The 20,832-nt window shown below is 57.2% G+C and carries 21 protein-coding genes; 8 read left to right on the forward strand and 13 right to left on the reverse strand.

From position 1 onward, the window contains the following. Nucleotides 1-35: 35 nt before the first annotated feature. The 5 genes from Q1A59_RS01925 to Q1A59_RS01945 all read right to left on the reverse strand — a co-directional run bounded on the left by Q1A59_RS01925 (nucleotide 36) and on the right by Q1A59_RS01945 (nucleotide 3,888). Entirely contained in the window at nucleotides 36-176 is a 141-nt protein-coding gene (locus tag Q1A59_RS01925) for a hypothetical protein (RefSeq protein WP_298404143.1), read from the reverse strand. A 3-nt stretch (nucleotides 177-179) separates the two neighbouring features. Further along, nucleotides 180-887, reverse strand: a complete 708-nt coding sequence (locus Q1A59_RS01930) for a zinc metallopeptidase (RefSeq protein ID WP_298404146.1) — start codon at nucleotides 885-887, stop codon at nucleotides 180-182. Nucleotides 888-1,029: 142 nt separating this feature from the next. Further along, nucleotides 1,030-1,248 (reverse strand): YtxH domain-containing protein, encoded by a 219-nt coding sequence (locus tag Q1A59_RS01935; protein WP_298404149.1) that lies wholly within the window; start codon nucleotides 1,246-1,248, stop codon nucleotides 1,030-1,032. A gap of 181 nt (nucleotides 1,249-1,429) precedes the next feature. Beyond that, entirely contained in the window at nucleotides 1,430-2,713 is a 1,284-nt protein-coding gene (locus Q1A59_RS01940) for a Glu/Leu/Phe/Val dehydrogenase (protein WP_299643600.1), read from the reverse strand. 110 nt (nucleotides 2,714-2,823) lie between these two features. Further along, entirely contained in the window at nucleotides 2,824-3,888 is a 1,065-nt protein-coding gene (locus Q1A59_RS01945) for a M42 family metallopeptidase (RefSeq protein WP_298404155.1), read from the reverse strand. Between the two features lie 209 nt (nucleotides 3,889-4,097). On the opposite strand from Q1A59_RS01945, the gene Q1A59_RS01950 reads away from it, so the two are divergent. The 3 genes from Q1A59_RS01950 to Q1A59_RS01960 all read left to right on the forward strand — a co-directional run bounded on the left by Q1A59_RS01950 (nucleotide 4,098) and on the right by Q1A59_RS01960 (nucleotide 6,937). Beyond that, nucleotides 4,098-4,451 carry a metallopeptidase family protein gene (locus Q1A59_RS01950; RefSeq protein WP_299643603.1) on the forward strand — a complete coding sequence of 118 codons (354 nt, stop codon included), beginning with the start codon at nucleotides 4,098-4,100 and terminating at the stop codon, nucleotides 4,449-4,451. A gap of 47 nt (nucleotides 4,452-4,498) precedes the next feature. Next, nucleotides 4,499-5,731: a glycosyl hydrolase family 18 protein gene (locus tag Q1A59_RS01955; RefSeq protein WP_298404161.1), complete on the forward strand. Its 1,233-nt coding sequence runs from the start codon at nucleotides 4,499-4,501 to the stop codon at nucleotides 5,729-5,731. Between the two features lie 141 nt (nucleotides 5,732-5,872). Continuing rightward, entirely contained in the window at nucleotides 5,873-6,937 is a 1,065-nt protein-coding gene (locus Q1A59_RS01960) for a hypothetical protein (RefSeq protein ID WP_298404164.1), read from the forward strand. A 386-nt stretch (nucleotides 6,938-7,323) separates the two neighbouring features. Here the strand turns inward: Q1A59_RS01960 and Q1A59_RS01965 are convergent, their stop codons facing one another. Both Q1A59_RS01965 and Q1A59_RS01970 read right to left on the reverse strand, forming a co-directional pair. Further along, nucleotides 7,324-8,835: a carboxypeptidase M32 gene (locus tag Q1A59_RS01965; protein WP_299643608.1), complete on the reverse strand. Its 1,512-nt coding sequence runs from the start codon at nucleotides 8,833-8,835 to the stop codon at nucleotides 7,324-7,326. A gap of 62 nt (nucleotides 8,836-8,897) precedes the next feature. Then, complete coding sequence (locus Q1A59_RS01970; RefSeq protein WP_298482513.1) at nucleotides 8,898-10,103, reverse strand: methionine aminotransferase; 1,206 nt, start codon at nucleotides 10,101-10,103, stop codon at nucleotides 8,898-8,900. Between the two features lie 127 nt (nucleotides 10,104-10,230). On the opposite strand from Q1A59_RS01970, the gene Q1A59_RS01975 reads away from it, so the two are divergent. Continuing rightward, nucleotides 10,231-10,623 (forward strand): hypothetical protein, encoded by a 393-nt coding sequence (locus Q1A59_RS01975; RefSeq protein ID WP_298404172.1) that lies wholly within the window; start codon nucleotides 10,231-10,233, stop codon nucleotides 10,621-10,623. Here Q1A59_RS01975 and Q1A59_RS01980 read toward each other — a convergent pair. Then, a complete protein-coding gene (locus Q1A59_RS01980) occupies nucleotides 10,601-11,425 on the reverse strand; it encodes a DUF3352 domain-containing protein (RefSeq protein ID WP_298490490.1) in 825 nt (274 codons plus the stop codon). The genes Q1A59_RS01975 and Q1A59_RS01980 overlap by 23 nt on opposite strands. A gap of 112 nt (nucleotides 11,426-11,537) precedes the next feature. On the opposite strand from Q1A59_RS01980, the gene Q1A59_RS01985 reads away from it, so the two are divergent. The 3 genes from Q1A59_RS01985 (at nucleotide 11,538) to Q1A59_RS01995 (ending at nucleotide 15,562) form a co-directional block, all read left to right on the forward strand. Next, nucleotides 11,538-12,536, forward strand: a complete 999-nt coding sequence (locus Q1A59_RS01985) for a molybdopterin-binding protein (RefSeq protein ID WP_298404178.1) — start codon at nucleotides 11,538-11,540, stop codon at nucleotides 12,534-12,536. Nucleotides 12,537-12,539: 3 nt separating this feature from the next. Further along, on the forward strand, nucleotides 12,540-14,057 hold the full coding sequence (locus Q1A59_RS01990; protein ID WP_299643612.1) for a tetratricopeptide repeat protein: 1,518 nt from the start codon (nucleotides 12,540-12,542) through the stop codon (nucleotides 14,055-14,057). A 224-nt stretch (nucleotides 14,058-14,281) separates the two neighbouring features. Continuing rightward, complete coding sequence (locus Q1A59_RS01995; RefSeq protein ID WP_298404182.1) at nucleotides 14,282-15,562, forward strand: glycosyltransferase family 4 protein; 1,281 nt, start codon at nucleotides 14,282-14,284, stop codon at nucleotides 15,560-15,562. On the opposite strand, the gene Q1A59_RS02000 is transcribed toward Q1A59_RS01995, so the two are convergent. From Q1A59_RS02000 to dcm, 3 genes are all read right to left on the reverse strand, one after another. Then, complete coding sequence (locus tag Q1A59_RS02000; RefSeq protein WP_298404184.1) at nucleotides 15,511-16,062, reverse strand: DUF3267 domain-containing protein; 552 nt, start codon at nucleotides 16,060-16,062, stop codon at nucleotides 15,511-15,513. The genes Q1A59_RS01995 and Q1A59_RS02000 overlap by 52 nt on opposite strands. 126 nt (nucleotides 16,063-16,188) lie before the next feature. After that, nucleotides 16,189-17,208, reverse strand: coding sequence for a hypothetical protein (locus Q1A59_RS02005; RefSeq protein ID WP_299643615.1), 1,020 nt, complete (start codon nucleotides 17,206-17,208; stop codon nucleotides 16,189-16,191). A gap of 30 nt (nucleotides 17,209-17,238) precedes the next feature. Then, on the reverse strand, nucleotides 17,239-18,243 hold the full coding sequence (gene dcm / locus Q1A59_RS02010) for a DNA (cytosine-5-)-methyltransferase (RefSeq protein WP_298404187.1): 1,005 nt from the start codon (nucleotides 18,241-18,243) through the stop codon (nucleotides 17,239-17,241). 90 nt (nucleotides 18,244-18,333) lie between these two features. Between dcm and Q1A59_RS02015 the strand changes: the two genes are divergently transcribed. Next, nucleotides 18,334-19,359, forward strand: coding sequence for a gluconeogenesis factor YvcK family protein (locus Q1A59_RS02015; RefSeq protein WP_298404190.1), 1,026 nt, complete (start codon nucleotides 18,334-18,336; stop codon nucleotides 19,357-19,359). 27 nt (nucleotides 19,360-19,386) lie between these two features. Here Q1A59_RS02015 and Q1A59_RS02020 read toward each other — a convergent pair whose 3' ends face one another. Both Q1A59_RS02020 and Q1A59_RS02025 read right to left on the reverse strand, forming a co-directional pair. Then, nucleotides 19,387-19,695: a P-II family nitrogen regulator gene (locus tag Q1A59_RS02020; protein WP_298404193.1), complete on the reverse strand. Its 309-nt coding sequence runs from the start codon at nucleotides 19,693-19,695 to the stop codon at nucleotides 19,387-19,389. Nucleotides 19,696-19,711: 16 nt separating this feature from the next. Next, on the reverse strand, nucleotides 19,712-20,686 hold the full coding sequence (locus Q1A59_RS02025) for a sodium-dependent bicarbonate transport family permease (RefSeq protein WP_298404195.1): 975 nt from the start codon (nucleotides 20,684-20,686) through the stop codon (nucleotides 19,712-19,714). Between the last annotated feature and the right edge of the window lie 146 nt (nucleotides 20,687-20,832).

Here is a 20,832-nt window from a genome sequence, read left to right on the forward strand (position 1 = left end):
TAGGGGCAGAGCAAGGCTCTCCCCCTACAATGCCTCTACGCCGTCTGCGACTCCGGTTTTGATGGCTCGCCTAAAATCTTGTTCGTCAAATAGGTCGCTAACCACGCGGCTACCAAACTCAACACAAGGCTGATCAAGCCATGCACCAACTTTCGGCGCAGTTCTTCCTCTGTCATGCGTTAATCCCTCCGTCGCATCAAAATCGTCACGAAGTAAAGCAACTGCGCGATCGCTTGCGCTGCCGCCGCCACATAGGTCAGCGCTGCCGCGTTGAGCACGGCATTCACCCCTGCCGCCTCTTGCACCGTCACCAACCCGGCGCGCTGGAGCATTTCGCGCGCGCGTGCGCTGGCGTTGAATTCAACCGGCAGCGTCACCAGTGTAAAGGCAACCGCTGCACTAAATAAGATCACGCCAACGACCGCTAGTTGGAAACCGAACTGGCTGCCGCCGCCGGCGCCGAGCAACATACCGATAAAGAACAGCCATGTGCCGAGTTGCGAGCCGATGTTGGCGAACCCAACGATGCCCGATCGCACGCGCAACCACGCATAGCCTTCTTTGTCTTGCGCGGCGTGACCCAACTCGTGGGCAACGATCGCCATAGCGGCTACCGACGGTTGCACCGATCCTTCCGAGAGGCGAATGACCTTGCTCGCAGGATCGTAGTGGTCGGTCAACATGCCGGGAATGGTTTCAACGCCGACATGATCAAGGCCTTCATTCCGCATCAAGATACGCGCAACATCAAAGCCATTCAGCCGCCGCATGTTGGCGACCTGCGACCATTTATTAAAGGCCGACTGGACCTGAAATTGGGCCCAGAGGGCGAAGAGCATCGCTGGCACCGCAAAGAGCAGATAGGTTGGATCGAAGAAGAATGGCATAGGCACCTCCTTTGAACGTTGAGATGCGGTACTTGTCCGCTGCTGTGCTCAGTATACCACTCTCTTGCATGAGGCGGGTGTTGGTGAAATGTTTGAGTTTTGCAAAAATGATGAGGCTGGCAGTCAGGGTCGCGCGTTCACATCATAAGGGTTGCTCGCCGGTCAGTGTGTTGCGAGCCTGTCCCAGCCACGCTTGGGCGCGTTCGGCCAACCATGCGCGGAGCGCCGGCCCGCTACGGGGCATCAATAGGGCCGCTGCAGCGCCGCCGCCGATCAGTCCCAGCAGCAAGCCGGTTATGAAGCGTCGGCCACTAGTGCGGTGCGGTATCAGGCTGTCAATCATGGCATCGAGGTCATCCATAGAAACTCTACTCTTTACGGTGATGCTTACTCCTGTATCCAATCATACTATATAGAGTGCGGCAGTCAAACTGCCGCACTCCCAAGCGATCGCTCTTATCAAGCTAGAACGATATGCCACTGAGTCATGGCGCATCGTAGGCTGTCGTTTACCGGCCACACCTGTGTGCGGCCTGATGGCGCTACGGATAGATCCCGCGCGTGGTCACCGCGTCACCCACCCGCTGGATCGCCAGCATGTAGGCGGCGGTACGCAAATCAACTTGCCGCTCTGCCGAGACGCGCAACACCTGCTGCAAGGCGTTGGTCATGACCCGGCGCAACTGGGCATTGACCTCGCGTTCGCTCCAGAAGAACTCTTGCAATCCTTGCACCCACTCGAAGTAGCTAACCGTGACACCACCGGCGTTGGCCAGAATGTCGGGTATCGCGAGGCAGCCGCGGTCGTACAAAATGGCATCGGCGGCTTTAGTGGTCGGGCCATTCGCCGCTTCGGCGATGATCTGCGCTTTGATACGGCTGGCGTTTTGGGTCGTAATCACACCGCTCAACGCCGCTGGTACCAGCACATCACACTCAATTTCAAGCAACTCCTCGTTGGTCAACGAGTCGGCGTTCGCTGCGCCGGCCACGCTGCCGGTGAGCGCTTTGTGTGCCAGCACTGCTTCGACGTCGAGGCCGTGCGGATTGTAGACTCCGCCACGGCTATCGCTCAAGGCGACGACTTTCATACCTAACGCGACGGCTTCCCGCGCCACGGTTGAGCCAACGTTGCCACACCCCTGAATAGCGAGCCGGATCTCTGGAATCGTCAAGCCAAGATGCTGTGATGCGGTCGTGAGTACATACGTCAACCCACGTCCGGTCGCCTCAAGTCGGCCTTCCGAGCCGCCAATGTTGATCGGCTTGCCGGTGACGACTGCTGGCACAGTATGGCCCTGATGCATCGAAATGGTGTCCATAATCCACGCCATCACCTGTGGATTGGTGCCAATGTCAGGCGCGGGAATGTCGCGCTCAGGGCCGATGACGACGCTGATTTCGGTGGCGAAACGGCGGGTTAGCCGCTCGATCTCGCCAAGCGAGAGCTGTTTGGGATCGACAATTACCGCGCCTTTGGCGCCGCCGTAGGGTAGGCCGGCTAATGCGCACTTCCACGTCATTAACATCGCCAATGCGCGCGTCTCGTCAAGCGTGACTGCCGGATGGTACCGGATGCCGCCCTTCGTTGGGCCGCGGGCCAGATTGTGTTGGACGCGGAACCCTTGGAATACTTCGATACGGCCATCATCGCGTTTGACGGGAAAGTTGACGGTCAGTTCGCGCTGAGGGGCGCGCAAGATACCACGGAGGCGGGCCGGCAGATCGAGCAGATCGGCGGCTTCGTCAAATTGTTGCTGGACGGTGCTCAGCAGATCGGCGCCCTCAGAGGGCGCAGCAGTATGTGCTACGTCAGTCATCACCATGATGTTGACCCCTCTCCGATGAGTAAGGGCGGCCAGCACTGGCCGGTCGCGACAGCGGCGGCGCGACAATGCCTATTGTACCACGATGCGATGGTGGTTGCGGAATAAGATTATTCATCGGTGGGAATGAATTCTGTGACGCTCGCCACCGAATGAACAAACGCGGCGATCAATTTGACTGCATGCGCCACATCGCTGATCTCGATCATCTCGTTGGGTGAGTGCATATAGCGATTAGGGATCGAGATCACTGCGCTGGCGATGCCGCCGCGCACGTGATGGATCGCGTCAGCGTCAGTGCCGGTGTAGCGTGGCGCAATTTGGACGGTGTACGGGATCGACTCGCGTTCGGCCAATTCGACCAGCCGGCGGAAGACGCGGCCACTGTTGGCCGAACCGCGCGAAAGCACCGGCCCGCCGCCAAGCTTCACCGTATTCCACTGGCGCTGATCGGCGTCGGGATGGTCGGTAGCGAAGGTGACATCAACCACAAGCGCGACTTGCGGGTCAAAGCTGAACGCGGCAGTGGTTGCGCCGCCGAAGGTAATCTCTTCCTGCGTGGTCGCCACGGCGGCGACGCAGGCTGCCGGGCGGTTTTGGCTGAGCAAGCGCAACGCTTCGAGCACAGTAAACGCCCCGATCCGGTTGTCGATCGAGCGGCTCACAATTCGCCCGCCGCGCAATTCGTACACTGGTGCATCAATTACGCCCACGTCGCCGACCTGCACCAATTCGGTCGCTTCGGCGCGGCTCGACGCGCCAATATCAATCCACATCTGCTCGATCTTGGTTACTTGAGTGCGCTCCTCTGGTTTCAGCAAATGAATTGGCTTTTTGCCGACGACGCCGAGCACTTCGCCGCGTCGGCCTAGCAAGCGCACGCGTTGCCCGATCAGCACCTGTGCATCCCAACCGCCAATGGGGCTGAAGTAGAGAAAGCCATTCTCATCAATATGGCTGATCATGACGCCAATTTCGTCAATGTGGCCAGCCAGCAGAATGCGCGGCCCGCTGCCTTCAAGGACGGCAAAGCTGTTGCCGAGCACATCACTGTACACTTGATCGGCGAAAGTGCGTGCCTCAGCCCGCCACACTCGTGCCGCCCGATCTTCGTCGCCCGATGGCCCCGGCGCGCTTAGGAGGCGCTTGAGAAATGCGATTTGCATGTCTTGCATGAGGATGATCCTTACCTCTTCTGTTGCGGGAATGTGTAAAAACGAGCTGTTAGAGTAACTCTCATGATAAGTGTTGCCGATTTTTCGCTCGCTCGATCAGACTAAGATGCGTTTTTGGCTTTGTGAAAACCGGCAAAATGCTTGACGCCATTTAACTGCGGCCAGTATAATGAAGCTGTGGCTCTACATTATACTTGATAGCAAACGCAATGGAAAAGCCTGACTTTGCTAATTTGGTTGCTGAAGTCATCGCGAGTTTACCCCCTGCTTTTGCGCGCCATCTCGAAACGGTCGAAGTGGTGATTGCGCCACGTCCAAGCCGTGACCAACGGCGCGCACTTGGGTTGAAGCCATGGCAGACGATTTATGGCCTCTACGAAGGGGTACCGCTCACCGATGAGTATAATGCGTCAGCGATGATTACCATCTTCCAAGAGCCGCTCGAACGCGATTTTCGCACCACAGCGGCACTGCGCGAGCAGGTGCGGCGCACTGTCTTGCACGAAATCGCCCACCATTTCGGGATTAGCGATGAGCGGTTACGCGAGTTGGGCGCGTATTAAGCGAGTATCGGTTGTCGTTCAAGAGGTAGCGCGTGCGGATCAGTACGATGATCACCGGAATGATGTATGTTGGCGCGTTGGCGATTGCTGGTTTCTTACTCTGGCAGACCGTGCAGATGTCAAGCGCGCTCATTGCGCTCTCGGCGAATGCTCCAACGCCAACCGTTGCGGTGATTCCTACTGCCACCGCTGCGCCATTGCTGGTGTTGCCGACGCCGGTGCCGCCGACGCCGCTGCCAACTACCGCTCCGCCCCAACCAGAGACGGTTGGGTATCATCCCAAGAGCGGGCGATATATCGCGGTCTGGCTGCCGCCGAATTTTGCCGGCGATGCACGCGAGTCGTTTTTCGCCAATGTCGATATTATCGATGACATTAGTCCCTTTTGGTATACCACCGATGCGAGCGGACGGCTCTATGGCCGGCGCGATGATGATCTGGTGGGGATTGCACATGGAAACAACGTGCGTATCATCCCCTCAATTCATAATGTTGGCAACCCCGGCGCGGTGGTGCCAGTGTTGACCAATCCGCAATTACGCGCGCGCCACATCCAAAATATTGTCGATGAGGTCTTGGCACGCGGTTACGATGGAATTGATATTGATTATGAATCGCTCGCGCCTTCGCTGCGCGACGATTTTACCGCGTTTATCGTTGATCTTGCTGCGGCATTGCACGCTCACGACAGGCTCTTGACTGTCGCTGTCCATGCCAAAGATCGTGATGATGGCGGTTTAGGTGCGTTTCAAGATTGGCGTGCGATCGGGCCGCATGTTGATCAATTGCGGATTATGACGTACGATTACCACTGGCGTGGGTCAGGACCGGGGCCGGTTGCTCCAGCGTACTGGATTGAAGCCGTCGCCAATTATGCTCGTGAGGTCGTTGATCCGGCTAAGGTACTGATCGGCGTTCACTTCTACGGCTACGATTGGCCGCCAGACGGCAATGCTACCGCTCGGCCTTGGAAGATTATCGAAGAGATCATCAACGAGTATCAACCGACAGTGAGCTTTATCGAACGCAACGCTCGCGGACGGGTCGGTGAGAGCACTTTTACTTATCGCACTAGCGCCGGTACGCGCACCGTTTGGTTTATGACTGATACCGGTCTCGCCGATAAGATCGCGACGGTGCAGAAGCTTGATTTGGCGGGTATTGCGATTTGGCAGTTGGGGTACGAACGGCCAGAATATTGGCAGACGGTACGCGCTAGTTTAGTGCAGGATTCAACGTTGATTCAACGGGCATTAAACGCCTTATTACCGGAACACTAGTAGGGGCGCACGGTAGTGCGCCCCAGCAGTGCATCTCGGCAGTGCGCCTCCCCCGGCGGTACGCCCTCTGGTGATCAGCGTAACCGTCAATCGTAGCGGCGCACATCCGTGCGTTCCAAATTAGATACATTGGACTACATCATGACCACCACCGCAGGCGAACCCGGTGTCCGAGCCAATCCAACCGAGGCGCGTGATTTGGTCGAGCGTGGCATTGCGGCGGCGCGCGGCGGGCAGCGCCGGGTTGCTGCCGGCTTGCTAGCGCGTGCGCTCAAGCTCGATCCCCGCGATGAACGGGCATGGCTGTGGTTGAGCGGCGTGGTTGACGATCCAGCGCAGCGCGCTTTTTGTTTGCGAGCCGTCTTGCGCATTAACCCCAATAATCCCCACGCTCGTCGTGGTCTGGCCTATCTCGAACGGCAAGGCACGACGACTGCGCGTCCAATTGCCGACCTCGCGCCGCCGGCATCGACGCCGGAACCAGCCGCCGATGCCGCACCTGCTTCTCCACCCACACCAACCGCGCAAAGCCGCGATTGGTGGGTTCATTGGCGTTGGCAGCGCCGCGAAACGTCGCGGGTGCGGATAGTGTTGTGGGTGTTGCCGATTGTGTTGTTGGCGGTGGCGCTCATCTTGCATCAGAGTGTGAGCGTTGCCCGCGAGCGCGCGCTTGCGGCGCTGGCTGCCGAGCAAGAACCAGCCTTTACCGTCGAAACTGCTCTGGCAGCGCCACTTGCGACTCCGACCCCCATTCCGGCGCTGGAAGCCGAGCCGCTCGCCGTCGTCGAGAGCCTCACCGTTTCGTATCTTACCGCGATTGATGCGATCCGCACCGATCTGCGCACTGCTTCGGCTGCCTATCGGCAAGAGACGAGCCAGCCCGGTGGCGCGTCGATCAACCATGTGGCGGCGACCCAACGGCTGCGAGCGACAGTAGCGCAGGCGCTGGCTAATCTTGGTGAACTGCGTGCGCCGGGAGTGCTGATGCCGGCTCACGAAGATTATCGGCAGGGGCTTGAGCTAGAGTTGGCCGGTCTCGATGCCATCCTCGACTTCTACAGCACTTACGATGTGGCGAACGCCAATCGTGCCGCGCTTCGCTTTCAAGAGGCACGCGCGTTTATCGAGCGTGCCCAAGCCGGTTTTCAATCGCAGCGCCAACGTCTCGGCGAGATGAGCCTCATAAGCGCGTATACTATTCGTTGATTGGCATCCCCCCGCGCCTCGTAATGCCCGGCCCTGCTGTCATTGCGAGCCGAGCGGAGCGAGGCGAAGCAGTCTCGTACAAAGGCGCAACTCCATCACTCCGCGCGGGAGGCGAGGGCGTTCCCCTTCTGCCCTGCCTTGCCCGCCATCTAGCGGTGTCCCCTCTCCTGTCGTGCGGAGGGGGAGAGGGAATCAACGCCAAGCCACCATGTGAGGAAAGACGCAGAGGTTTTCACGTCAAGGCGCGCAGGGCGCAGCGGTCGCCCGTCATTACGAGCGGAGCGAGGTGAAGCAATCTTGCACAAAGGTGCGATTCCATCACTCCGAGAGGGAGCGGTACACCCTCTCCTGTCGTGCGGGGGGAGAGGGCATCATTAGCGTCACCCCTACAACGCGATTCCGTAGATCGCCGCGTACTTCTGGCGCAGATAGGTCAGATACGGCTCAATCTCCATCGGCTTACCGGTCGCGCGCTCGATCAGTTCATTGGGCGTATACACGCTGCCGTGGCGATAGATATGCTCGCGCAGCCAGCCGTGTAGGCTAGCGAATTCACCCCGCCCAATCTCATCATCAATTTCGGGATGGGCTGCACGAGCGGCAGCAAGGAACTGCGCACTAAGGATATTCCCTAGCGTATAACCTTGGAACGCGCCGCCGATCAGACCGCCAAACCAATGCACGTCTTGCAGCACGCCATCGCGATAGTCGGGCACCGTCACCCCTAAATCCTCGGCGTAGCGCGCATTCCATGCTTCCGGTAGGTCGCGCAGCTTCAGGTTGCCCTCTAGCAGGGCCAATTCCAGATCAAACCGGATCATCACGTGCAGGTTATACGTCACTTCATCAGCATCGGTGCGGATAAGCGACGGTTGTACCCGGTTGATTGCGCGATAGAATTCGTCGAGCGGGACGTTGCCCAGTTGCTGGGGAAACGTCTGTTGTAATTCGGGGTAGAAATGCTCCCAGAATGGCCGTGAGCGGCCGATCAGATTTTCCCACAGCCGCGATTGGCTTTCATGCACTCCCGCTGACACGCCACCGCAGAGAGGCGTGCCCTCGAACGCCGGATCAACACCTTGTTCGTACATAGCGTGGCCTGATTCGTGCAGGGTACTGAACAAACCATCGCCTAAATCATGCTCATTAATGCGGGTCGTGATGCGCACATCGCCGACCGAAAACTTGGTCGCAAACGGATGGTGGGTGAGGTCTTGCCGTCCGCGCTCGAAGTCATACCCGAATTGGCGAATGATCTGCTCACCAAAGGCCAGTTGATCATTGCGCGGGTAGTATTTGCGCAGGCATGAGTCGTCAATTGGCGGTTGGGCGACAATTGCCCGGATGATCGGGGTGAGGCCGGCGCGTAGGCGGGCAAAGAGGTCGCGAATCACGGTGGTGCGCATGCCATAGTCGCTAACGTCAATCAGTGGATCGGCGGGATGGTCGTAGCCGGGGAAGCAGTCGGCCACTCGCCGGCTTAGTTCGAGCGTGCGTTCGAGATACGGTAACATGGTGGTGAAATCATTCGCCGGACGGGCTTGCGTCCATGCATGGTAGCTAGCCGCTGTATGTGCTGCAATGTCGCTCGCAAGATCAACCGGAATCCGGGTCATGCGCTCGTAATTGCGTTGCGCCACCCGGATCAGCGCCGCATCGGGATGGTCATAGGGCAACTGTTCGCTGTAGGGCATCAGGTCAGCCAACAACCGGCCCAATTCAGGATCGGTGCTGCGCACGTGGGCCAACCGTGAGAGGGTGGCCAGTTGGCGGGCGCGCGCGGCAGCGCCGCCGGGCGGCATATAGGTGCTCTGATCCCAATTGAGCACGGCGGCTGCGCTGTTGATATCGTCAATTTCCTGCAAACGGGTGCGGAGTTCGTGCAAACGGGTTTCCATGGTTATGACTCGCTTTCTCGTGAGCGCCAAGTATGGAGCGTGATCCTCAAACTACTAAGGAGTTACCCATTCTTTGTGGTTTGGCGTTGTCGCCACGCCAGTAGCCGTTGCTGAGCAGCGCGGAGAGTCTCGTCGCGTTTGGCGAAGCAAAACCGGGCTAGCAACGGCAAATCGTGCTGGCGGGCATAGAAGGCCGAGGGCGGGATAGCGGCGACGCCGACTTCTTGGGTAAGAAAGCGGCAGAAGGCGACATCATGATCAAAGCCGGTTGATGAGATATCGGCCATTAAGAAGTAACTGCCTTCGGTTGGCAATACCGGCAAATCAACACTTGCTAGTATTTCAGCCAAGAGCCGGTAACGAGCGGTATACTCAGCGCGAAACTGGGCGTAATAGCCGTTGCGCAGCGCCTCTTCAAGCGCCGCCGCCGCCGCAAATTGCAACGGGGTGGCGGTGGCGAAGGTGATCCATTGGTGAGCCGCGCGCAGCGCGGCGTTGAGGTGGGCCGGGCCAACTGCGTACCCGATCTTCCAGCCGGTGAGACTAAACGTCTTGCCGATACTGTTAATCGTCAAGGTGCGCTCCCACATTCCCGACAGGGTCGCGATAGGAATGTGTTCAGCGCCAGCGAAGACCAACTGATCATAGACCTCATCCGATACCACTACCACATCGTAAGTCTGGCACAGCTCGGCGATCTGCTCGAGTTCGGCCCGTCGAAAGACCTTGCCAGTCGGGTTGTGGGGCGTGTTCAGCATCACCAAGCGCGTGCGTGCTGAAAAGGCGGCGCGCAATTCCGCCGGATCAAACCACCACCCTGTTTGGCCTTCTACCGGCGGATGGAGGCGGACGAAGCGCGGCACGCCGCCGGCCATAGTCACATCAGGCAGATACGCATCGTAAAACGGCTCGAACAGAATGACCTCATCGCCGGGGTTAACCAACGCCTGCACTGCCGCGAAGAGTGCCTCAGTCGCGCCGCTGGTGACGGTCACTTCGTTCTGCGGATCGATCGCACGCCAGCCGTGGGCCTGCCACGTGGCAGCAATCGCCTCTCGTAACCGAGGAATGCCAATATAAGGGGCATACTGATTAGCATCGGCGGCAATTGCCTCAGCGGCTGCTTGCTTGATCCATTCCGGCCCGGCGAAATCAGGAAAGCCTTGCCCAAGATTGACCGCGCCGCACTGCACGGCAAGGGCGCTGATTTCGGCAAAAATCGTGGTGCCAAACTGGCGAACGCGCTCGGCGCTGGGTGCTGTGGTCATCAGTGAACCTCTGATGGATGGCAGAAGAACCGGCTTTCTGTATGGTACCACAGACCGGTGCAACTTTTGCGACTGCATCGGCGTCATACCGGCAGTACCAGAGTACGAACGTTGAAGGAGGAAGAATATGTCATTCCAGCGCGATCAGATGCGATTAATCGGTCTGCTCTTAGTGACGATGGGTATTGTCGCGATCTTTAAGTTGTGGTGGCTGGTGCCGATCGCGTTGCTGGCCGGCGGCGGCATCGTCATCTACCGCCGCCAACGCAGCCTTGGCCGCACCAACGAAGCGGTGCAAGCCTTGTTGTGGGGCGTGGGCTTGGCGCTACTCTCGCTGATCAATTTGGTGTGGCCGGGCATTTTGGTGCTCGGCGGCGTGAGCCTGCTGCTGATTGGCCGCGAGGATGCCGTCGAGCAGCGAATGTGGGCATTGCTCGGGCAGGTGCTGAATTGGAACCGTCGCCCCACCTCGCCGCCGGCGAGCAATAAAGTACAGATTATTGAGAAGGACGGTGAATAGCCGATCCTTCCCCCAACACCTTCACCAACCATGCTCGCACCGCCGCCCGCGCCGCTTCGGCAGCGGGCGAACCATCAGTGTAGAGCGTGCCGGAACGCACGGTCGCTATCGTCTCGCGGAATTGCTGAAATGTAGGCAGGCTGGCCAGTCGGTTTGGTCGATCTGGGCCGGCTGCCAGATCAAGCAGCGCTTCTGGCCGGTTAGAAAAGACGATATAGTGCTCGATCAAGCCTACTGCCCGCAGCGGACTGGCAATCTCGCCGATGTAGATCGTCGCATTGCCGGCCCGTTGCTCGGTAAACGTTTCACCCCGGTTCCGGCGCACTTCCAGATATTTGTCTAGAAAGATCTTAGCTAGCGGATCGTTGCGCGAAGCCAGAAAGACCAATACCTCGCCATTTTCAACCAAATCGGTGGCCACATCATTCGTAACCGGGGTAAAGTCACGTACCACGACTGCAATATCGCTGCCGATCCACGTTATCACATCGCTATCGAGCTTCACGCCAAGCACAGCGGCAACGTTGGCAGCTGCATCTGCTGGCATCGTGAGGCCAAACACTTCGCTGAGCGCCCGTTCGATCCGCGGTTGTTCAGGCACGTCGCTAAGGGTTGGTGACAGGCTAGCGTACAGTTGGACATCAGCCGGTAAGAGTTCTGCCGGCGCTGGGCCGCGTTGGACGGTGGTAAACCAGTAGACGAACATAGCGCCGATCAGAGTAGCAATCAAGGTGATCGCCAGTCCGCCGGCGAAGGCGTAACCAAGACCTCGTTCACGGGGAATGGTTGATGTTTTGATCATAGTCTTGTCACAGAGGCAGTCCAATGCTCTCTTGATATGGTACCATAGGTATAGACTGAATTTCGTAATCCCTGCAACTCTTCGTTCTCACCCTACCCAGAGGCAGGCATATATGCGGATCGAAACCTTACCGCCGGCAGCGGCGGTTGGTCATATTCTCTGCCACAATGTAGCCGATGCGCAGGGGCGAAAAGCGTTTCATAAAGGACGGCGCCTGCGTGTTGAAGATGTGCCGCGTCTGGTTGAGCTAGGGCTATCGGCAGTACGGGTAGCGATATTAGCGCCTGATGATGTCCACGAAGACGAAGCGGCTATTCGGGTAGCGCAGATCGTCGCTGGGTCGGGGGTAGCAATTGGCGAACCGCACGCCGGTCGGGTCAACCTATATGCAGTCAGTGATGGCCCACTGATGATTAATGCTGAAGCGTTATTCTCGATCAACCTGATCGATGGTCTTACGATTGCGACCCTTCCTCCTTACACCTTGGTTACTGCCGGACAGATGATCGCAACGATCAAGATCATTCCGTTTGCCGTCCCCGTGACCGATCTGCTGCAAGCAGCCGCCATAGCCGGTGGAGCAGGCGTGTTGCGGGTTGCTCCGTTGGTTCGGCAGCAGTTTGGTGTGGCATTGGTAAGTAGCCCGGCGGCACGAGCAAGGGTGGAACGAGGCATATTGCCGGCCATTGCCGGTCGGATCACCGATCTTGGTGCAACGATAGTTGCCTGCCGAGATTTGCCGTTAGATGAGTATGAAGTTGCTGTCGGTCTAGCTGACCTCATGGCTGCCGGATCGAATATTATCATCACTGCCGGTGAGACGTCGGTCGTTGATCGCGATGATGTCATTCCGCGAGCAGTGCGGCGACTAGGTGGCGAGATCGCGCATTACGGCGCGCCGGTTGAGCCGGGGAATCTGTTGTTGCTAGCCTATCTTCATCACGCCGTTGATACCATCCCCCTGATTGGCGCGCCCGGTTGTGTGCGTTCACGCGACCAGAATATTGTTGATCTGATCTTGCCGCGACTAATGGCAAATGAGCGGCTCGGTCGGCGCGAGATTGCTGCGCTGGGCCTTGGCGGGCTGCTTGGCGCCTCCCGGCGCGGATGAGGTATGAACCAGCCCGGCTACGGAGCACGGCTGTTTGACTGCCGTATCCGCGAGCGCGGTAGCCGTGATGCTCTTCGCAATCTCGATCGCCGGTGCAACTTCGCCGCAGCCGCTTGCGTAATGGTAATATATCTGCCAGCACGCCTGAACACGCTGAAAGGGGGAGTGATGAGCCTTGAAAGTTTGTACCACGACCGGCGCGAAGCGGCGCTGGCCGATTTCAATCGTGCTATCGAACTTGATAGAGACTATGCGTGGGCCTACTTTCAGCGCGGGCAAGTGCTGCGTGAATTGGGAAGGATGGAAGAGTCGTTGGCTGATCTGATGCGAGCGTGTGAACTTGATCCTGAAGATGCCGCGTATCACGCCGAGTGCGGCGAGACGCTGCGCATGTTGCGCCGCTATGAAGAGGCCATTGCGGCCTTTTCGCGCGCAATCGAGTTGCGTCCTGCCTATCCATGGGCGCTAGGTAGCCGTGGCCAAGTATGGCGAGCGATGCGCCGCCATCATGAGGCAATAGCCGACTTTGACGCGGCGCTGGCGCTGAATCCGACACTGGCATGGGTTCACGCCGAGCGGGGCGAGGCGCTGCGGGCGCTGCGTCGGCACCCGGAAGCGATCGAGGCATTTACGCAGGCTTTGGCGATAGATCCTCATTATCCGTGGGCGCTGGGGCATCGCGGCATTGCTTACCGCGAATTGCGCGATTATCCGGCGGCCATTGCCGATTTTGACGCCGCCATTGCCTTGCAAGACGATCTGGCATGGCTCTATGCCGAGCGCGGTGAATCGCGTCGTTTGGCTGACGACTACGATGGCGCATTGATCGATCTTAGTCGTGCGATCGAGCTTGATCCCGATTATGCATGGGCGTTAGGCAGTCGCGGCGCTACCTTCCGCGCGCTTGGTGATACTGAAGCGGCCTTAGCCGATTTCAACCGCGCGCTTGAACTCGATCCCGATTATGCATGGGTCTATATGCAGCGTGGCCTCTTGCATCGCGCCGCCGATCGGATTGATGAGGCGCTGGCCGATTTCAGCCGCGTGATCGAGCTTGAACCCAACCACGTGGGCGCATTTGCCGAACGGGGCGAGATTTGTCGCCTGCGCCGCCGTTACAACGAAGCGTTGGCCGATTTTAGCCGCGCGATCGAATTGCAACCCGATCATGCGTGGGCGTTGGGCAGCCGTGGGCAGGTGTATCGGGTGTTGAGCCGTTACGAAGAGGCGTTGGCCGATTTTAACCGTGCGCTTGAACTGAAACCCGATGTGGTATGGGTGCTCGCTGAGCGGGGCGAAACCTATCGCCTTATGCGCCATTACAATGAGGCGATCGAAGATTTCAATCGCGCGCTTGAACTCAACCCCGATGACTCGTGGGTGCTGAGCCGGCGCGGCGCAACCTATCAGGCGCTCAAGATTTACGAAGAAGCGTTTATCGATCTGACCCGTGCTGTCGAAATTGACCCCAACAATGCGTGGGCATGGGCGCAGCGCGGTTCGCTCTTCCGCCAAATGTGAGGGAGTGAATACGACGTTCTTGGGCATGGGGTTCCGCAGTTGTGATTAACGTTCCATAAAGACGTGAAGCGTGGTAGGTGTGTTATCACCATACGTTGACCTCACCCTAGAACTGGCGTTACGCCTGTACGATGACGCTTTACGCCGCTGTATCGCGCCTTGCTGGTTTTGTGGTATCATCGCGGCAGCTTGGTGATATCGCATCGAGGGAGGATTGCGCAGCCATGGACGCCACCCATCCGCTTCATCCCCGCCCGATCCGGGTGGCGATGTTGGCGCGCGCGGTCTTCCCACTGCACGGTTTTGGCGGTATCGAGCGCCACGTCTACCATCTCACCAAATATCTGACCCGTTTGGGAGTAGAAGTGACGCTCTACGTACAAACCCCGCCGGACAACGCCGAGCAAGGCGATCTCCGTCCCTATGCGATCGAGACTCTTCGTTACGATTATACAACTCCGTTGCTGCCACCAAATGGGGTTATTGGTCGTCAGATCAATTTTCCACTGTACAGTTGGCGGATCGGGCGCCTTGCTGCGCAGCGCGTGCTAGCCGGTGCGTTCGATGTGGTGCATACACAGGGGTTGTGTGTCTTTGGTTACGCGGTGGCCCGCCAGCGTGACCCACGCTTGCTTAGCACGCCGTTTGTCGCTAACCCGCACGGCATGGAAGAGTTTCGCACTCCTGACCGGCTGAAATGGCTAGCCTACGCCCCATTCCGACTGCTCTACGCCTACGGCCATCGCCAAGCCGATCGCGTGATTGCAACCGACGCTTGCACCAAAGATGATCTTCCGCGCTATCTTGGCGTTGATCCGGTGAAGGTCGTGGTTATCCCTTCGGCGATAGACGTCGAAGAGTGTTTAGCACAGGTGCGCAGCGATCTGCGCATGGCGCTGCGGTTCCGGTTGGGGTTGACGAGTGGCGGCCCGATTTTGCTCAGCGTGGGCCGGCTCGAACCCAACAAGGGTTTTGATGTCTTGATCGCGGCGCTTGCCCGCTTGCACAATGAATTGCCAGCCAATTGGCGCTGGTTGCTGGTCGGTAGCGGCTCGGCGCGCGAGGCGCTCGAGCAGCAGGCGCAGGAGGCCGGTATTGCCGATCACACCCTCTTTGTCGGGCGGCTTAACGATGAGGAGTTACACAGTCTCTACGAAGAGATTGACCTGTTCGTGCATCCCACCCGCTACGAAGGCAGTTCACTCGTCACGCTCGAAGCGATGATCCATCGTCGGCCGGTGGTCGCCAGCGCAATCGGCGGGATTCCCGACAAGGTCTTTCCGGGCCGCAACGGCCTATTAGTGCAGCCGGGTGACGTTGATGATCTTACCGCTCAACTGCGCGCTGCATTAGCCGCCCGTGACCGTTGGCCAGCGTGGGGAGCAGAAGGCGAACGGATCGTGCGCTCAACCTTCGATTGGCCGGTCGTAGCACGGCAAACGCTGGCCCTCTATCACGAGTTACTGGCCGGCAACCACACCTCACACCCCGCCCGATCGGGGTGATCAACCACCAACGCTGTGGCCGGATCACGTCGTAGCATCCACAAGATTAGCAGATCACCCCCGGCAGCAAGGGTCATGATCGCGCCAAAGCCGGTGACCATCGGCCAATTGCCGATAATGCCGATCAGGCCGGGGATGATGCCGAGCGTCACGCACGGCAGAGCCGTGCCAAAACGGTAGGCATTGATCGGCAACGGCTGTTTGGCATGGGCATACGGTGCCAGCCCTTTGATGCTGAAGCCGAATGTGATCGCGCTCAGCGGCAGGTGTCCGGCAATCATCCACCCCGCGGCATGCAACCCTTCGTGGACGACAACGCCAATCACGAAGGCTCCCAATAGTTCCCACGATGCTATGAGTAAGAACGATTGATGAATGAGGATATGTGCGAAGATGAGCAGCAGGGCAAGCGGCAGACCAAACAGCAGCGCGCCCAGATTGGCCTGCGTAAACGAAACCGAGCGATCAAGGTGTTGGTAAGCGGTTTGTGAGGTGTCCATCGGTAGCACCTCATGATGTAGCATGGACGCCCATCTGGGTTCATTTCCTTGCATCTAGCGAGATAGGGTTGAACTGGATAATAAGCTGTTTGTGCTGAATAAGGAGCAAATACCAAAGCTCATTCGCTACGGCAGAAAGTCTGATAATTTCTTAGCAAACTCGTCGGCTAACTCGCGAATTGAAGAGGTTACATTGCTGTGACGGCGTAGCCAATCTTCAGTAAGCATATCTGGCTGAAAAGGTTTGAAAAGGTCGTCTGATAACATCACCGTTTGGGTCATCCCGCCAAGCATACCTCTCCCACCAGCCTGTAAGTTCCAGCTACAACCCATCACGATATCAGATAAAAGAGTATAGCGCCATGCAACAAAACCTCTCTGTTCGTCAGTGTTAACTTGACGGATCAAGTAAACACCATTACTTTGGGTAGTAAGACACAGTCTCAGCATCATCAAAATGCGACCGGCATCTAAGCCGAAATCACCTCGACGGGTTGGACTCTTCTCCTTGACTTCAACTGGTAGCACTGTACTGTCAGAACCAACAATGAACAGGTCTACATCATACGGATCGGCTAGCGATTTGTGTAACCGCTGTTTGAGGTAACTATAGTAAAATGCCTGCCGTAACGTGAGAGCGGTGAGTTGGGTTTCGCTTGCCTGCAAAAAACGGTTTTTGATATCTTCATGCCAACAGTTGCCGCGCGCATTGCGCCCACGCTCCGGCCAACGGGTAAACAGATGATTGGAAGGGGTGAACTGTTGATCGGCGTACACGTAGTTTTTCCAAGATAGTTGGTCAATGTTTGGCGATGAGCTTATCGCTCCCGCAACGATCACTCCGATTCCGTTAGCGTTAAGAAATGTAGCTATGGCTTGAAACCTCCCGTTTTTATTCCAACTATCAATTGCTTGAGTTATTTCTTGATCATTGAGATAAAGTTCAGGTAGAACAAAAACTGCATAGCGATACTGGTAAAACTGCGGTGTTTTGGGTGAGATGATCCAAGCTCCTGAAAGAAATTGTTGTGATGGATGTACGAAGTTTTCTAATTCAATCTCGGCAATCATACCGCGCGCTTTATTGTTTACTATTACGCTTTGCAAATACGCTATCGCTTCGTCAGTGGAAAAATAGATTGGCATGCGGTCGGCATCCTTGCTAATGTTATCAAGCTATCTTGTTTCACATAATTCAAACAAGCGCAAATTATAAGCTTGTTCACGCTTTAGGATGGGATTACGCAAAGCCTTCATTATCTCGTTGGCAATATGTTCAACGATCGGTACAACCACAGAATTGCCAAATTGTCGATATGCGCTTGTATCGCTACAGACAATCTTAAAACTCTCTGGAAAACCCATCAGGCGGGCGCATTCGCGTGGAGTGAGGCGACGTGGATTTTTCCCTTCCTGTGGGATCAAGATCTCAGAACCGTCTTTATAATACCGAGCGCTTAATGTACGAGTAACTTGATCAAGATCAGCTAATCCAAACCCAAAGCCATTTCCCTTCGCACGATGCTTGTCAGCGTACTGCTGGAGGTACTTCCATAAGTGATCGGTAAGCGTGTATTTTGGATCAACATCAGATTCGAGAATATCCCGTAATTTTGGTTTTCGATCAGGAATCGTTGGAAATTCAAACGCAATCGGATCCGAGAAGCCGACAATATAAATCCGCTCACGGTGTTGTGGGACAAGAAGGCGCGCATCGATCACCTTGTGGTAGACGAAGTACCCGAGTTCTTCGGTAAGTGTCTCGTAAATAATTCGGAACGTTTTTCCTCGATCATGACTAACAAGATGTTTAACATTTTCTAACAAAAATGCGCGTGGTCTTTTGCGATCAATAATGCGCGCTACATCGAAAAAGAGGGTTCCTTGGGTGATGTGGGCAAATCCGTGAGCATTACCGAGCGCATTATGCTTTGTAACGCCGGCAATGCTAAAGGGTTGGCAAGGAAAACCAGCAGTCAAAATATCGTGATCAGGAATGTCATCTGCCGGTATTTGTGTAATGTCACCAGCCGGTTTGTCGCCAAAATTCGCTTCGTAGGTACGGCAGGCCATCTTGTCCCATTCAGAAGCGAAGATGCACGTTGCGCCTGCGCGTTCAAAGGCTAGTCTGATACCGCCAATTCCAGCAAAGAGGTCGATGAAGGTGATTCGCTGATCCATAAGGAACGTGTCCGAATTCGTTGCGTTTGAACATAGTTGATGTATACAGTATGGCTTGATGGCTGTCAAGTTCATTGGAAGGAGTCTGTCATGTCCCAATCCCATCTTCCTCCCCTCCGCCTCGTTGCCATTGGCGGTGGCGGCGGCAGTGCGCAGGTATTGCTCGGCGCACGACCGTTTTTTGCCGAACGCACGGCGGTCATTGCCGTCACCGATTCGGGTCGGAGCACCGGCGCGGCTCGTCTGATCGCGAATATTCCTGCACCCGGCGATCTGCGCAATCTGCTGGCGACGCTGGCGGCTGATCCGAACGGCCCGCTGGCCCGGCTCATGCAGTACCGGCTGCGCAGTTCAGCGTTGCCGTTGCTTGATGGGATGGCAGTAGGTAACCTGCTCCTAGGTGGGTTGGCGCAGATGGAAGGCGATTTTGCGGTGGCAGTAGCAACGGCACGTCAGATGTTGGGCTGTCCCGAACAGGTGCTGCCCGTTTCGACGGCCAATACCCGTCTGTGTGCCGAGTTGATCAATGGTCGGATCGTGGTCGAAGAGGCGGCGGTGCGTGCGCTGGGTAAGCCGCCCATCCGCCGCGTATTTCTCGATCCGCCGGCTGCTGCCTACGAACCTGCGCTGGCAGCGATTGCTGCTGCCGATTTGGTGGTCATCGGACCGGGCAGCTTCTATACCTCGCTCCTCGCCACGCTCTGCTTCGAGGGCCTCGTCGAAGCGTTGCGGGCAACGTCGGCGACGATAGTTTTTGTCTGCAACACCACCATCCAGCCCGGCCAGACTGATGGCATGGCGATTGCTGATCACGTGGCGCGGTTGGTTGAGGTGCTCGGCCCCGGTGTGCTCGATGTAGCGCTACTTAACGATGCCAATGCGCTACACCCGGCGGTAGCGGCGCGCTACAGTGCTGCCGGCCTACACCCGCTGATCGTGACTGATGCCGACCGACAAGCGATCCGCGCACTCGGTGTTGAACCGCTCGTGCGCGAGTTGGCCGAGCCTGACCCCGGTCCGCGCGAGTTGTGGAATAAGGCCGACACCATCCGCCACGATCCTCAGACGCTAGGGTTAGCGCTGTGGAAGATTGCACTTGATCGGGCAAACATGTAGCCATCATCTATTCCAGTTAGCGCCTCGCTATATCCCGCGAAACTTCTCACCCCGCACGACCTGCACATCGGTCGTGTACGCAATCACGGCAAAATGCGGGAAATAAGTACTCGCCAGATGCTGCAAGATACGTTCGGCCACAGGAGGGGCGACGAGGGTTTCGATGCGCAGACTATGCCCTTCCCACTCGCTGGCATGCACGCCGCGGGTACCCTCGCCGCGCACCGAGCCGACAGTGTAGCCGCGGGCGCCGAGTTGGCGCAGGTCGTGCAACATACGCTCTTCAAGCACCGCTTCGGCGATGATAGTGACCAGTTTAACCGTGGTTAACTCCATGCTGTCTCATCCTTCCTTATGATCCACCGGCAATCCACGTAGCCAGCGTGTAGTAAATGGGTAGCCCAATAGCAAGGTTAAACGGGAAGGTAATACCGAGTGCGGCGGTCAGATAAAAGCTGGGGTTAGCTTGCGGCAACGCAATACGCACTGCAGCCGGTGCAGCAATGTACGAGGCGCTTGCCGCTAAGACACCCAGTATCATACTACCACCGAATGACAGACCGGCGATGCTACCAAACCAAACGCCGAGTGTCCCATTGATAATCGGGATGATAATTGCAAAACCGAGGAGAAACCAACCGGCGCTCGGCAGATCGCGGAAGCGTCGTGCTGCCACCATGCCCAATTCGAGCAAGAAGAAGGTAAGCGCACCTTTGAACAGATCGACAAACAGTGGTGCTACCTCTTTACCACCGCGCGGGCCGGCGAGCCAACCAATCACCATCCCACCGACTAACAGCAAAATGCTTTTACTGGTGAGTAATTCACGCACCGCTGCACGCCAGTCGCCACCTTGGTGCCCACCAGCCATTTGCGCGATCAGCAACGCGATCACAATGGCCGGCACTTCCAGAATAGCAACGAGCGCCGGCATAAATCCTTCATACCGTATGCCAATCGTATCAAGAAATGTCTGCGCTGCAGCAAACGTTACTGCCGACACTGAACCGTAATGGGCCGCTAATGCTGCTGAGTCGGCAACGCTGAGCTTTCCTAGGCGACGGGCGACGGTGTATGCAATCAACGGAATAATCAACCCTAACAACAACGTTGCAAGGGCCGGCGCCCAAAACACCGCCAAACTCGTTTCGGCCAGTGCCACCCCGCCTTTCAAGCCAATTGCCAACAACAGGTAGATCGATAGGGTCGTGTACAGCTCATCGGGTAATTTCAGGTCGCTGTGCATCAGTGTAGCAATGATCCCCAACCCAAACGCCAGTACCATTGGTGAGAGAAGATTGATCTGCATCAGTTCAAGAATCGGCATATCGTTCCTTCGTTGCAGGTGTTTCAGCGCGCGTCGATCCCCATATGCTGTAGTAGGCAGAGGCTGGCCGGCGATTCCCGTGGTTTAGGACATAGCTTCACCAACGGCAGCCTCTCGTGATAATCCCCAGCTATGATTACCACCAA

Source organism: uncultured Chloroflexus sp. (genome assembly GCF_937951745.1).
Lineage (GTDB): Bacteria > Chloroflexota > Chloroflexia > Chloroflexales > Chloroflexaceae > Chloroflexus.